The sequence below is a fragment of the Gayadomonas joobiniege G7 genome (genome assembly GCF_000300815.1).
Taxonomy (GTDB): domain Bacteria; phylum Pseudomonadota; class Gammaproteobacteria; order Enterobacterales; family Alteromonadaceae; genus Catenovulum; species Catenovulum joobiniege.
Window position 1 is genome coordinate 208,715 of the sequence record NZ_AMRX01000001.1, and the last position, 14,887, is coordinate 223,601.

A 14,887-nucleotide genomic window follows, 5' to 3' on the forward strand; every position below is an offset into this window, starting at 1 on the left:
ATTAGCTTGGATGAACTCGATTGCGGCCGTGACCTTTTGCGATATAAAGGTTTTTATCGGCCGCTTGCAGCAACTCTTCGCAATTCAGCGTTGGGTCTGGGATACACGAAGCTATGCCAATACTAGCGGTTAAAAAATCGCTGATGAGAGATCCTGTATTAGTAATTTTTAAGCGCTCGATTTCTTTGCAAATTAACTTAGCCAATAATATGCCATGGCACGCATGGGTTTCAGACCATATTAAAACAAACTCTTCACCGCCGTACCTAGAGGCTAAATCACCCGCCCTGTTAACAAACTTTTTTAATACCAAGGCAGTTTTTTTAAGCGCCTCGTCTCCCGCTGCATGACCGTAATTATCATTAAGTTGTTTAAAAAAATCTAAGTCTATCAGAGCGAGCGTAATAGGTAGTTTAGCTCGCATACAGCGGCGCCACTCACGTAATACAAACTCATCAAACGCATGTCGATTTGCTAATTTAGTTAAACCATCTTGGCGGGCTAAACACGCAATCTTGTCTTCTGCCAAACGCCGCTCAGTAATATCCTGATGGGTGATCACATAATAAGTTTTTTCTCCCATATCTAGTGGACCAATTCGCATCATAAACCATTGAGTGACTTCTTCGTGCGCACACGGGTATTCAAAATAAAATTGTTGCTGCTGCTCGGCAACGACCCGCAAGATACCTTTAACAGCTAATTTTGCATAAGTATCACCTGCTTCTGCCGCTTTTTTACAGACCTCAATATAATTTTGACCCAACCAAAGGTCATCGTCGTTTTTTTCAATACAATGCTGACTACCCCGCCATTTTTGGTTAACAAAAATGATCTCGCCCTGCTTGTTTATGACAGCAATATGTTCTGGAATGGCATCGATAATGTGCTGAAAAAAGGCTTCTTTATTTTGTAATTGCACTGTTGGTTTCCTTCTCGAAAGTTGACCCTGAGGTCTTTCGAGCAGACAACAACATAAAGGCCTGCTGAGATTAACTTAAATATACAATTTGTTTGCAAATAGCTTTATAAAGATAGAAGAAATAATGAGAAAAGAAAATTTTAGGATGATCCGGGATAAGTGGTGCCCAGGGGCGGACTTGAACCGCCACGACCGTGAGGTCACTAGCACCTGAAGCTAGCGTGTCTACCAATTTCACCACCTGGGCAAGTGGCGCGTACTATAATGAGAGTTAACTTTAGTGTCAAACAAAATTTGACAAAAAACTTGCAAATTCGATGCCGATAACTGATAAATATACTAGGTTAGAGTTAAGGATCTTAAAGATAAACATATGAAATCAAAAGCTACCTCGTTTGATATTGCTCATTATGCGGGGGTTTCTCAATCCACTGTCTCGCGAGCCCTCCGCAATAGCCCCTTAGTCAGTGAAGAAACTCGGTTAAAAGTACAACAGGTCGCAAAAAAATTAAATTATAAAATTGATAAAAACGCGAGTAACTTAAGGGCTCAACATAGTAGCACCTTGGCTGTATTATTGTTTGAAGATCCAACCTCAGATGAGTCGAATATTAATCCGTTTTTTCTTTCAATGTTAGGCTCAATTACTCGCGCCTGTGCAAAACAAGGTTATGATTTATTAGTTTCGTTTCAATCGGCCAGTGATGACTGGCACGCCGATTATGCTGAAACTCACAGAGCCGATGGCATTATTTTGTTAGGGTATGGCGATTATATCGATTACCAACCCCGTTTTAAACGGCTATTGGAGGAAGGAACTAAATTCGTCTGTTGGGGCGCGCAGGTCGATGGCTCACCCGAGCTGACTGTTTGTTGCGACAATTATTCCGGTGGTGAACGGGTCGCTGAACATTTACTTAATCTAAGACGTAAAAACTTTGCCTTTATTGGTGATGCCTCGGAGCATAGCCCCGAATTTTACGAACGCTTTTTAGGTTTTAAAAACACCTTACAAAACCTTGGCGTGAAATTGAGTGAACGCAATACAATAAGGGCAATATCAACCGAAGCCTCTGGTTATCATGCAACCCAGTCTTTGTTAGCGAACAATACAGATTTTGATGCCATCTTCGCTGCCAGTGATCTGATCGCCATCGGCGTGATAAAAGCTTTACAAGAAGCCGGACTAAATGTGCCTAACGATGTCTCTGTGGTCGGCTTTGATGATTTAGCCGTAGCAAGATTTAGTCTTCCACCACTCACCACTGTCAGGCAAAACACTACGCTCGCAGGCCAAATGCTGGTGTCTAATTTACTGTCGTTAATTGATGACATTCCTGTAGATGCTAGTAGTGCTTTGTTACCCCCACAACTTATCGTGCGGGGGTCTTGTGGTGGTGAAGCTAACGCTCAAGGTTAAAAATATAAGCAGTTTTGGCGGCTAACGGCAAACCATTGGCAAGTTTATAACTTTGTTTGCTTAATACTTCGGTGGCTATTTGATAGCTGCCAACTCGTTCACTAAAGCGCTCTGTATTTAACCTACGTGTGCTATCGTTTTTATTCATAACAATCATCAATGTTTGTTTATCATCATAGCGAAAATATACATAAACCCCATCGTCAGGCACATACTGCATCAGTTTACCCCGATGGATCACTGGGCTCGATTTCCGCCAGTTTAATAACTTTTTCAGGTAGTTTTGTGCATCTTGTTGTTCAGCCGTCAGGTTTTTGCCTGTCATTGCATTGCTTTTATCACCTGGCCAACCACCAGGAAAATCTGAGCGTATTTCGCCATGATCTGCACGCTTTGGGTCGTTTTTCATCAACACTTCTGTGCCATAAAAAATTTGTGGAACACCCCGCATGGTGGCAAAATACACCATACCCATTTTAAACAAGTCAATGTCCTCATTAACTTGGCTGAAAAAACGATTCATATCGTGATTGTCTGGAAAAATCACTAACGCTTCTGGCGCTGCATATAAAAAGTCTTTTGCAAGCATCTTATAACTTTGAATCAACCCACTGCCATAAGTTTTTTCTTCAGTCGTTAAACCTTCCACAATCGCCGCTTGCAGTGGAAAGTCCATCAATGACGGTAAGCATGAGGTGTATCCATCATGGTTTTGTTTGCCACCTTGCCAGTATGAAACAATTGCAGGGTCTGTCACCCACTCTTCACCTACGATATTAAAGTTAGGATATTCTGTCATAACTTCGCAAGTCCAGCGGGCCATAAAGTTTTTATCTGGATAGGGGTAAGTATCCATTCTGATCCCAGTGATCCCTGAATATTCAATCCACCAAAGCGTATTCTGGATTAAATAGTCCGCCAACAAAGGATTTTTTTGGTTGAGATCCGGCATGGTTTCAACAAACCAACCATCTGAAAAGCGCTTTTTATCGTATTCTGAAGCATATAAATCTTGCACTGTATTCCGTCTGTGCGATGTGCCGACAAATTCATCAGCAAAATTAATCCAGTCGGCCGTTGGTTGATCTTTTACAAACCAATGCTCAGAACCAACATGATTTACTATCATATCCATGATGACCTTAATGCCTTTTTGTTTAGCTTCAGCAATAAAAGCTTTATATTCCTCATTACTGCCAAATCTGGCATCCACTTTGTACATATCTGTGGCCGCATAACCATGGTATGAATATTCAGGCATATCATTCTCTAACACAGGGTTTAGCCAAATTGCGGTAAAACCCATCTGTTGGATATAGTCGAGGTTTTTTCGAATGCCTTCAATATCACCACCATGACGTCCCCCTGGGTGAGCACGATCTAATTTATCCGCCATCCCCGCAATATTGTCATTATTTAAGTTCCCATTGGCGAATCTGTCTGGAGTAATTAAATACATCACATCTGAGCTATCAAATCCTTGTCGATGTTTTGAGTCGGCCGATCGCGCAAGCAACGGATAGCTGATTTTTTCAACTAGCTGACCATTTTTATACAGCAAAATGGGTACGTCGCCAGCTTCGACCTGCTCCGTTAGCTTCAAATATATAAACAAGTAGTTTGGATTCGTTACATTAACTACTTGTTCTAATTGCACACCAGGGTAGTCAACTTTTACGGTTAAACCAGCGAGCTTGTCACCGTGTAAAAGTATTTGCAATTCTGGATTGTGCATACCAACCCACCAGTTAGCAGGCTCAATACGCTGCAGCAAATTGTTTTGCGCCTGAACCGTCAGTGACAAGGCCAATAATAAAAAGCCACTAAATAGTTTTTGCATTATTGATCTCCAGCTAAAGTCGCACGTACTTCGGGATAATAATCCCAAACCTGGCCTTCGCTGAGCGAGCGCACTAGCTTGACGTATTCAGCATGTGTCCAAGCCAGTGGCGTAGCCGAGTTGGTACCTTGACCTGTTTGATAACCGTCAGGTTTTTCGCCGACACCATCCCAAACCTGCTCTGGCAACATTAAACCTTGATTTGCAAACTGCTCCATACCAAACACATAGGTTTGTTTAATTTGTTGTTTTTTACTGGTATCTAACGTTTTATTTTGTTTAGCTTTGGCAATTTCGTAATGCCCACGTTCACCAGTGAAAAACGGCCATACACGGCCGCGCTGCGACGCATGATTGGTTCCACTATGTGCATAATTACCGCCATCTTTGGTTAATTCGCCATAACCATCATTTCCGTAACGGCGATACCCTGGATACTTCTGCCCTTGGGCATTGGTAAAGGTATATTTAACCCGTAAATTTTCCTCAATGCTTTCATCTTCATATTCCGGCAAGCTTGACAAAATATGCGGGTCATTCGCCGCTCTAACTCCGTAACGAGCCAGCTCTAAAAAACCACCGTCTAAAATCAGGCTTTTTTCCAATCCTGCTCGACCATTGTTATCTTTGAGCTGATTTTTGCCTTGCCCTGGATTAATACGGAAATAATATTGACCATCACTATCAGCTGATTTTAATTGACCATTTTGGGTAAAAGTCAGCGCTTCGATTTGTTTGTTATATTCTTTAGCTTTGTTTAAATACAGCTCAGCTGCGACTGTATCTTGGCTCAATTGAGCAATTTTTGCCGCACTCACTAAACCACCGACTATGGCAGCCATAGTAGACGGTGAATAACCACTTTGTTCTTCCCATCGCTCTTGTTGAGTAAAAGGTGGCTCAATTTGTGTATCATTCCATAAAATACTCGCCTTGCCACCTTTGACTAAAAACTGAGCAGCCGGTTTAAGCATTTTATGGTACCAGTAACTCAGCTCTTCGCTTGATAATACATCAGCTTGATACAACTTCAGCGCGAGCATAATCGGCATGGCCGTTTGGTCCATTTGCACCGCAACCCATTCTAACTCACCATCGACATGTGTTTTTTGTAAAAACCAGCCTGTATCACCACGGTTCCCTGGCGTTTTATCTGTCACTTGAACTTTTTCAAGATATTCAAACGCTGTTTTTGCTGTGGCTTTATCGCCCATCGCTAAAAACGCCATCGCCACTTGATAAAAATCACGCACCCAAACGGCTTTATAGCCGGTATGACCTTCTAATGCTGGTACTGTATCGCCCCAAGGGTTAGATAAACTTGCAATCAAAGCCCCAGCATGGGTTTTATCTTCTTGTGCTTTTAAAACCATAGCACTGACATTTAATAAATCCCCTTGATCGGCCGTCTGCGCATACATACGCTTTAATGGCGATAAGTCATTTAAATAATCTGACCAGCCGTAATAATCACCTTTACCTGCGTAATCGTTTAATACCCTTTGATAACCACGTGCGAGTGCTTGCTGACCTTCGGCAGCACTACTAGCTGGAGTTTTTGCAAAACTTAACACTAAATCAAACTCGCTACGCTGACCAATATCACCCAGCTCAGCCGCCATCGCTACATTGCCACTTTGGGCACCTGTGCTGCGGTAAAAAACAGGTTGTTTATCGCTTTTTAGTTGAGTGATTAAGTCAGACTGACCAATATAACCAACACCTTGGTGAGCAAAACCTTGCTTGCTTTGCAAGGTTAAAAAGTTATCCCCATCTGCCGCTATTAAGCGCTGACCTTTTACAAAAGCTCTATCGCCGATGCCATTATTATTTACATAAGGATTGACCTGCACATAAGCCTTTAAACCTTTTTGTTGGCTTTTGAAAATAGCTCGAACAAATAAAGACTGGCTTTCGGGATCGGTAAAAACGTGTTTTTCTAATGTAAAACGTCCTTTTTTGTCGCGGCTAATTATTTTATAAGCCAATGATAAAGGTCGCCCACTGTCGTCCGTATGCAAGTATTCAATCTCATGCTCTAAACCATCCTGCTCGGCCACCACAAATTCATCCCCAACCACAATAAATTGCATGTCTTTAATCTGCGCTTGATGGATTAAACCAAACATGGTTTCTGTGATCATACCTTTGGCTAGCGAGAACCAGACCTTAGACACTTTTCCGGTTTTTGCGTGATCATTATATTGACCGTTTTGATAAGCTTCGTATGAAGTTCCTATGCCTTGTTTGCCCGAATAAGCCCAAAAAGGTTTATCACCGGGTGCGCCCGGGGCAATTTCTGTTTGTATTTTTTGTTCCACCGGCGACTGACAAGCCAGCAAAGCTGCTGATAATAAACTGACTTTAAATAAATTAGATTTTTTCATGACCACACCTTATTTAGTTGTGTAACTTAACACGCACCACAGATACAGCGGCTAACAAATAACAAACACCACCAATTATCAGAGCATAAATTGCTTCGCCGGCAAAAAAGTGGCGAATTAACAGGCCCAAAATACTGGCTGCCAATAGTTGAGGAATAACGATAAAAAAGTTAAAAATTCCCATATAAACGCCCATTTTGTGCTCTGGTAAACTGTTGCTTAACATGGCGTAAGGCAGAGATAAAATAGAAGCCCAAGCGAAACCTATGCCTATCATAGGTATCCATAAATGGCTCGGATTATGAATAAACAAAAAGCTGAATAACGCCAGCGCACCTAAGATCAAATTTATGCTATGGGTCAACTTAAGCCCCACATGGCGCACCATAATTGGAATGATAATAGCGGCTATGGCGGCAAAACCATTGTAGGCAGCAAATAGCACTCCCACCCAGTCGGCACCATCGTTATAAGCAGCCGATTGTGTGTTTAAGGTGCCATAATGAAAACTCGTGACTGCTGCAGTGGTATAGATCCACATCGCAAACAGAGAAAACCAGCTAAAAAACTGCACCCATGCCAATTGGCGCATGGTTTTGGGCATTTGAAATAAATCATACATAATTTCAAAAAAGCCATTTTCTGTTTTGTTGGCGCTTTGCAGACCATTGCTAATAAAAACGATGGCACTAAAAGCTAACAAACCAAAAGCCAACAAGTAGAGCTCTTTTTCCAATGAGGGCGATACCACTAAACCTAATATTATGGCCCCAAACAGCGCCGAGATGATACCGCTACGGACAAACTTCACTTGCTGTTTTAGTTCTTTAACTTGATTATCACGGCCAGAAAATTCTGCCAATTGCTGCGGGCTGTATTCTTTAGTCGTAAACACTGTCCAAAAGACAGCCAGTAATAAAACCACCCCACCAATATAAAAAGAATATTGCACAGATTGAGGAATAACGCCTTCTGCAGCAGTATTGCTGACGCCAAACCAATTACTCATCATCCAAGGCGCGGCTGATGCTACTACAGCGCCAATCCCAATAAAAAACGACTGCATGGCATAACCAGTGGCACGCTGTTTTTTATTTAGCTGGTCACCAACAAAAGCTCGAAATGGTTCCATAGTGACATTGATTGACGCATCCATAATCCAAAGCATACCCGCGGCTATCCACAAGCTTGGTGAATTGGGCATAATAAATAACGCAAGCGTGGTTAAAATGGCGCCGAAAAAGAAAAACGGCCGACGTCGTCCCATTCTGGTCCAAGTATTGTCACTCCAATAACCAATAATAGGTTGCACGATCAAACCAGTTAATGGGGCTGCGATCCATAAAATAGGGAGATCATCGATCTCAGCGCCTAAGGTTTGAAAGATCCGGCTAACATTAGCATTTTGCAAAGCAAACCCAAATTGAACCCCTAAAAATCCAAAACACATGTTCCAGATCTGCCAAAAACTGAGTTGAGGTTTTTGCTGCATTATTTTTCTCCCCGCACTTTAATCACACAAGTGGCAAAAGGTTTAACAGTTAATTTCAGCTGCGGCTGTTGCCATTGACAGCCTTGAGTTTGATACGAAAACAGGGTTTTTGCATTGGTAACTTTGACGTTTAGCTGGTCGCTAGATAAGGTGATTTGACGACTGCCACTGGCAGCAAAATTAGTGATCACTAATAACTGGTGTGACGGTTTAGTCCGGGTAAATGCAATAACGGACTCATCATCTGAGGTGGTTAACCAGCGCAGATCGCCATCAACGGCAGGTGGTAATTGCACAATCGCCAATAATTGCTGATAGGCCTGCTGCAAGCTTTTTTGTGCGTCGCTTAATGCACCGCCATCAAAAGCCCCTTGATTCATCCAAGCTTGATGCGCGGGCACGCCAATATAATCAAAAATGCTGGTGCGACTCGGCTGACCAAACCCGGCCGATTCGCTGCCATCTTCACCTTGCATCTGACCAAAGTAGACCATGGCTGGGCCTTGGTTCATGAGTGCTGACACAGCAAACGCAGGGATCCCCCAACGCGCATCGCCGGCAAACTCTGGGCTGGCGATCCTTTGTTCATCATGATTTTCTAAAAAGTGCAGCATGTGGTGATTAATATCGGCGACTTTTTGTTGCACCGAGTATAAGGTATGGGCTGGCGCTTTCTGCTGAATGATCTGTTTTAACTGGTCGTAAAAACCCACTTTATCATATAAATAGTCCATTTTTCCTAGCAGGATATAAGGCCGATAAAGCTCAGGGTTATACACTTCTGCTAATAAAAATGCATCAGGATTTATTTGTTTTATATTTGAGTTTAAATAACTCCAAAACGCTACAGGCACCATTTCGGCCATATCAAAACGAAAGCCGTCGACGCCCATATCCAGCCAATAAGACACTATGTTTTTAAATTTTAACCAACTATCTGGTACATCTTTACCTTGCCAAAAAGCATAATGCGCTTGGTGATTTTTATTAACATAACTGTTGGGTAAGCGAGGAAAGTCATAACTGCCATCTGGTTTAACACCAAAATTAATTTTAACCGTTTCATACCAATCGTTTTTGTCCGGCTGTGCCGCGCGTGCACCATTCCCTGTCCATTTAGCTGGGGTTTCATTAAATTGCCCATCTGCCAGTGGGTGCGGTTGTCCACCTAATACTTGTCCTGCCGTGCCTGCTGGTACTTGAAACGACTGCCCAGGTACATAATAAAAATTATTGTCTCTGGCATACTCAAGCTGCTTATTATCATCAGCACCAAAATCGCGAACGCCAGCGGGCGCTGATACTGATTGATAATTACGTGCAACATGATTTGGCACTATATCAATGATCACTTTGAGTCCAGCTTGGTGAGTACGTTTTATTAATGCTTTAAATTCGTCTAACCGTTTATCTAGGTCAACAGCCAGATCCGGGTCAACATTATAATAATCTTTGACCGCATAAGGAGATCCTGCGCGGCCTTTAACAACATCAGGGTCGTCTAATGAAATACCGGCAGAGGTATAATCTGTGGCAGTTGCATGATGGAGTACACCGGTATACCAAATATGAGTAAAACCTTGTTTTTTAATGCTTTGCAAGGCGGTGTCGGTAAAGTCATTAAATTTACCCACCCCATTTTCAGCTATCGTGCCCCATTTTTTGTTCGTTGTATTCTGGTTACCAAAAAGCCGCGTAAAAACCTGGTAAACGACTGGTTTTTGTTGTTTTTTTGCGGTTTGCTGAGCGGCTTTGTCAGCTGAGTATAGCGGCGCGCTCAACAGCATTAAAACACTGATAATGCCTGTATATTTTTTCATAACTTTCCCCATAACAGGCCACAACTCAGTTGTGGCCTGACGGCCATAATTATAACTGGTAACTAAAGCCTAGTAGATAAGTACGGCCATAGTCTTGGTAATCTCGTACTTTCAAGGCATTGTCACCATTAAGCGAGGTAAAGGGTTCTTCAGTTAAATTTTGAATTTGGAAAGTCACTGATAACTTCTCCAGCCCGTCGATTCCTGAATAAGCAAAATCATAACCTAGCTGCGCATCCCAGATAGTTTCACCTAAAATATCCACTTGTTCTGAGCTAAAACCAACACCATAGACTTCTCCTTTAAAATCGCTACGTTTACGCATACTGGTACGGGCTTGAATACCATTTTGCTCGTAATAGAGCGTGAAACTTTGCACCTTGTCGGATAAACCAGGCAGCTCATAATCATTTCCATTATGATCTTGGATATCTTGCTCAACACCCGTGTGGCTTGCAATCAAACCTATGCCTTCTAAAGACTCATCAAACAAGCTAAACGGTAAAGTTACTGCTAATTCATAACCCCACAGGCTACCACCGCCACCATTGACTTTACTCTTACGAGTGGCCGTTGGGTTGGCTGGAACTTCTCCTGTTGCTGGGTTTACAACGCCAGTTAAATCTTCTTCATAGTTATCGTCAAAGGTCCACTGATTGATATCTTTATAGAAGATCGCCGTAGAAAAATAACCTTCGGCGCTAAAGTAGTTTTCGTAGCTTAAATCTAGCCCAGTGGCTTCTTTAGGTTCTAAATTTAAGTTACCGCCGGTGATCTCCCAGTTATTTCCGTTTTCGTCTACCGTGTTTTTATATTCACGAGAAATAGACGCATTCATATCATCCATACGGGCACGAGAAATGGTTTTGGCTAAACCTAAACGCACTGTTTGATCTTGGTCGATTTCAAAGTTTAAATTTAAACTAGGTAATACATGTGAATAATCGTGCGATAAGTGACGATCTTCAACTTCAACCACACCATCGACCACAGCGGCAACAAAACCATTTGAACTTTGTTCGGTTTGCACATAACGCACACCAAGGTTACCACTGACAGGTATGCCTGCGATCTCGCTATAAATATCTGCTTGTACAAATGCAGTTGTCACTTCTTCTTGCACTGTCCAGCTACGCGTTTTATGTTTGCTATCTGATAAGCTTTCAGCCAACAAACTGAAATAACCATCATCAATTAATGCGCGGGTATCGTAAGCAATCATCTCACCCATACCGATAAAGTCTAAACTGGCTGTGCCAAGGCGGTATTGCTCTGGGACTTCTAATGTATAAGGGTTATCTGGATAAGATAAATCTTTAAGTGATAAATAATAACCTTCAGAAACTTTACTTTTTTCACGGTCACGATACGACATGCCTAAATGCAACTGGCTAAAATAGTCGTTGTCTAACGCGCGGCTAAAGTTTACTTTAAAAGTATTGAGCTCGTCTTCGATTTCCGGCGCATTAATAAAACCATCTTGCGCGGTATTTCTAAACGGGTTATTTTCGTCATTAATACCATACACTTCGTTTAATGCTGTACTGGTCCCCCAGCTTAACGGGCCACCGAGCTGAATCAATGCATAATCACTATAATCTAAACTTGGCGTAAAAGTTGCTCCGGTATTACCACCATCAAAGCTGTAGGTGACATCATCCGCCGCACCATTAGCTGAACCGCGCCCTGTCCCTGAATAACTTTCGATACTCCAAACTTGACGCTCAACCGATGAGTGACTGACGTCGGCTTCCATCGTCCAAAAATCTGATAATAAATATTCTAAGTTAAAACCAAATTGAGTCAGTTCGGCTTCACGCGTTTCATGGTCATTACGTACGATTAACCGCTCACCTTCTGTTGTCGCTTGGGTAATAAAACCTGTATTTTCATCAATCACAACAGAGTCTGGATCAACCGCGCCGGTTTGTCCCCAACCAAAAGGAATTTCGATGCCTCGGAGAATTTTTTGATCACTAAAATCAACATATAAAGCATCAAATGTCATGTCTAATTTGTCGTTTGGACGCGATTGAATCACCAACATAGCACTGTCACGCTCTAAAGTTGAAGAACGAACAAAAGGTTTAGCGCCCCCTAACAACGAGTAGTTTTTACCATCATCACCTTCAAACTCAGGGTAACCCCAAGCATTCCAACGCTTTTCTTGATTTGGCGAAGACATAGTATTAACCGCCACAGCAACCCCGAGCGTATCGTCCATAAACTGGTCAATATAAGACAGAGTGCCTCGGAAACCTGAATCATCACCGTCTGGATTTAATTTATCAAAACTGTTTTTTTCATACTGGCCATTCACCATTACCACACGCTCTGATTTTTTTAACGGTTTGACCGTTTGCATATCGATTACACCAGCAATGCCTTCAGCATCAAGTGAAGCGCTTGGGGTTTTGTATACGGTAACCCCACTCATGATCTCTGATGGGTATAAATCGAATTCAACGCCTCGACTATCTCCAATAGAAACCTGCTCTCGGCCATTAAAAGTCGTTGCACTTTCGTTTTCACTAAAACCACGCACACTAACTCTGCTAGCACGGCCATCTAGACGCTGAGCGGTAATACCAGGCAATCGAGCAATTGACTCGGCAATAGAAGAATCAGGCAATTTACCGATATCTTCTGCTGAAATAGACTCAACCAACTCGGGTGAAAAACGTTTAGTATTGATAGATTCAACAACACTGGCTCTAAAACCACCCACTTTAATAACTTCGATTTGTTTTTCGGTGGCTTGGTTTTTCTCATCCTGAGGCTCTGCTGCTGCAACATTGGCTGATGCCAAACTTGTAAAAAGTGCACAGGTAAGCATATTTAAGTTAAATTGTTTCATTGTTTGCCTCATCTGGTTAAACAGGATTTAATCAATTCGTTACGCCCAGATACTAGCCCCGTGACAAACAACTTACCAAGCAGATGCATACGTATTCAAAACATTTAATTAACATAACAAGACTATGGAATTAATTTAACCTATTGTTTTTTCTGAAAATTTGAAGAAATTAAGATAAATCGAAATTATTAACAAGGGCTTCCCTCAGCAGGTTTTATTCAAGATGAAAAAACGCCTGCGCTGAACTTAAACATAATTTATTTTTTCAAGCGGCCGCCAACTGGTTGTTAAACCGGCAATTTTATTCATTTAAAATCAATCACTTATTATTGAATCAAGCATTTTTCAAACAATGTTTTCCGCTGTTAAAAACCTTTTATAAAAATATTATTTTAAATGCATACGTATGCAGCAACTTTGTGGTTTTAAAACTTTCCCTTATGCTTTTTAACAATGTTATTTTATTTACAAAGTTAAAACATTTGGAGCAGGCTATGGCGCATGCAGAACAGTTAAACTGGTGGAAAGGGGCAGTTATCTATCAAGTTTACCCACGCAGTTTTCAAGACAGTAATCAGGATGGTGTCGGTGATCTCCAAGGCATTATTCAGCGCTTAGATTATATTAAAAGCCTTGCCGTTGATGCCATTTGGATATCTCCATTTTTTAAATCACCGATGAAAGATTTTGGTTATGACATTAGCGACTATCGTGCTATTGACCCCTTGTTTGGAGAGATGGACGATTTTGACGAACTCATCGAAAAAGCTCATCAAAAAAACATAAAAATCATTATCGATCAGGTATTAAGCCATACCTCTGATGAACACCCTTGGTTTTTGCAAAGTCGCGAAGATAAAACTAACGACAAAGCTGACTGGTATGTCTGGGCCGATGCGAGACCTGATGGTACTCAACCAAACAACTGGTTATCTATTTTTGGCGGACCAGCATGGCAATGGGAGCCGCGACGCGGCCAATACTATTTACATAACTTTTTAACCGGTCAGCCCGACTTAAACTTTCACAACCCTGAAGTCCGTGAAGCGGTTCTTGGTAATGTAAAATATTGGTTAGATAAAGGGGTCGACGGGTTTCGGCTAGATGCTATCAATTTTTGTTTTCACGACAAGCAACTTAGAGACAACCCTGCTAAACCGCCAGAAAAACGGACTGGGCGCGGTTTTAGTGAAGATAATCCGTATGCGTTTCAATACCATTTTTATAATAATACCCAACCAGAGAATCTTGCATTTATGCGAGAAATCCGGGCCTTGCTCGATCAATACCCGGGCACAGTATCTTTAGGTGAAATCTCCTCCGAAGATTCACTGACAACCATGGCTGAATATACATCGGGTGGCGATAAACTGCATATGGGATACAGCTTTGAGCTATTAACTAAAGACTATAGTGTTGCTTATATTCGCAGTACAGTCGAACAATTAGAAAATAGCATGACTGAAGGTTGGCCATGCTGGGCTTTTAGTAACCACGATGTTGAGCGAGTCGCAAGCCGCTGGAATCCCAAAGGCATTGTTGATCCACAACAGTGTAAAATGCTAGTGGCGTTATTAACCTCACTGCGTGGCAGCACTTGTTTATATCAGGGTGAAGAATTAGGGTTAGGCGAAGCTGAAGTCGCATTTGCCGATTTACAAGACCCTTATGGCATCACATTTTGGCCAAACTTTAAAGGCCGTGATGGCTGCCGTACGCCGATGCCTTGGCAAGCCGATGAAACCAGTTTACATGCAGGTTTCAGCCAAACTAAACCTTGGTTGCCGGTTGATAAAAATCATCAAGCCCAAGCCGTGGCTAAACAAGATACATGTGCTGACTCTGTATTAAACGCCAACCGGACATTTTTACACTGGCGACAACAACAAGTTGCTTTGTTGGAAGGTGATATCAAGTTTATTGATACCGACGAACCTATATTAGCCTTTTGGCGCAAGCATGAAGAAGCGTCTTTGTTTTGTGTATTTAATTTATCTGAGCAGCCACAAACGCTTAATTTAGCTGAGTTTTCACAAACGCCATTAACAGCTTGTCAAGGTTACACAGACAAGCCTTTAATGCCTTCTGAGACTAGTTTAACGCTCCCCGCTTATGGCTATTTTATTGCGCAAGCTAACCACTAAAAACA

General features: G+C 41.9%; 8 protein-coding genes and 1 tRNA gene. 2 read left to right on the top strand and 7 right to left on the bottom strand.

What is annotated here, in order from left to right:
• Nucleotide 1 precedes the first annotated feature (1 nt).
• Entirely contained in the window at nucleotides 2–922 is a 921-nt protein-coding gene (locus C727_RS0101095; protein ID WP_017443772.1) for a sensor domain-containing diguanylate cyclase, read from the bottom strand.
• A 160-nt stretch (nucleotides 923–1,082) separates the two neighbouring features.
• Nucleotides 1,083–1,169: transfer RNA gene (locus tag C727_RS0101100), tRNA-Leu, on the bottom strand.
• Nucleotides 1,170–1,295: 126 nt separating this feature from the next.
• On the opposite strand from C727_RS0101100, the gene C727_RS0101105 reads away from it, so the two are divergent.
• Nucleotides 1,296–2,342 carry a LacI family DNA-binding transcriptional regulator gene (locus tag C727_RS0101105; protein WP_017443773.1) on the top strand — a complete coding sequence of 349 codons (1,047 nt, stop codon included), beginning with the start codon at nucleotides 1,296–1,298 and terminating at the stop codon, nucleotides 2,340–2,342.
• Here the strand turns inward: C727_RS0101105 and C727_RS0101110 are convergent.
• From C727_RS0101110 to C727_RS0101130, 5 genes are read right to left on the bottom strand one after another with little or no spacing between them, the layout of a single operon-like run.
• A complete protein-coding gene (locus tag C727_RS0101110) occupies nucleotides 2,326–4,182 on the bottom strand; it encodes a glycoside hydrolase family 13 protein (RefSeq protein WP_017443774.1) in 1,857 nt (618 codons plus the stop codon). The two genes, C727_RS0101105 and C727_RS0101110, sit on opposite strands and share 17 nt — an antisense overlap.
• Complete coding sequence (locus C727_RS0101115; RefSeq protein WP_017443775.1) at nucleotides 4,182–6,569, bottom strand: glycoside hydrolase family 15 protein; 2,388 nt, start codon at nucleotides 6,567–6,569, stop codon at nucleotides 4,182–4,184. The genes C727_RS0101110 and C727_RS0101115 overlap by 1 nt, the downstream gene beginning before the upstream one ends.
• Before the next feature lie 13 nt (nucleotides 6,570–6,582).
• Complete coding sequence (locus C727_RS0101120) at nucleotides 6,583–8,061, bottom strand: MFS transporter (protein WP_017443776.1); 1,479 nt, start codon at nucleotides 8,059–8,061, stop codon at nucleotides 6,583–6,585.
• Nucleotides 8,061–9,881, bottom strand: coding sequence for an alpha-amylase family glycosyl hydrolase (locus tag C727_RS17760; protein ID WP_017443777.1), 1,821 nt, complete (start codon nucleotides 9,879–9,881; stop codon nucleotides 8,061–8,063). The genes C727_RS0101120 and C727_RS17760 overlap by 1 nt, the downstream gene beginning before the upstream one ends.
• 49 nt (nucleotides 9,882–9,930) lie before the next feature.
• Nucleotides 9,931–12,738: a TonB-dependent receptor gene (locus tag C727_RS0101130; RefSeq protein ID WP_017443778.1), complete on the bottom strand. Its 2,808-nt coding sequence runs from the start codon at nucleotides 12,736–12,738 to the stop codon at nucleotides 9,931–9,933.
• Nucleotides 12,739–13,232: 494 nt separating this feature from the next.
• Here C727_RS0101130 and C727_RS0101135 point away from each other — a divergent pair, with 494 nt between their 5' ends.
• Entirely contained in the window at nucleotides 13,233–14,882 is a 1,650-nt protein-coding gene (locus tag C727_RS0101135) for an alpha-glucosidase family protein (RefSeq protein WP_040459126.1), read from the top strand.
• The last annotated feature ends 5 nt before the right edge of the window (nucleotides 14,883–14,887 follow it).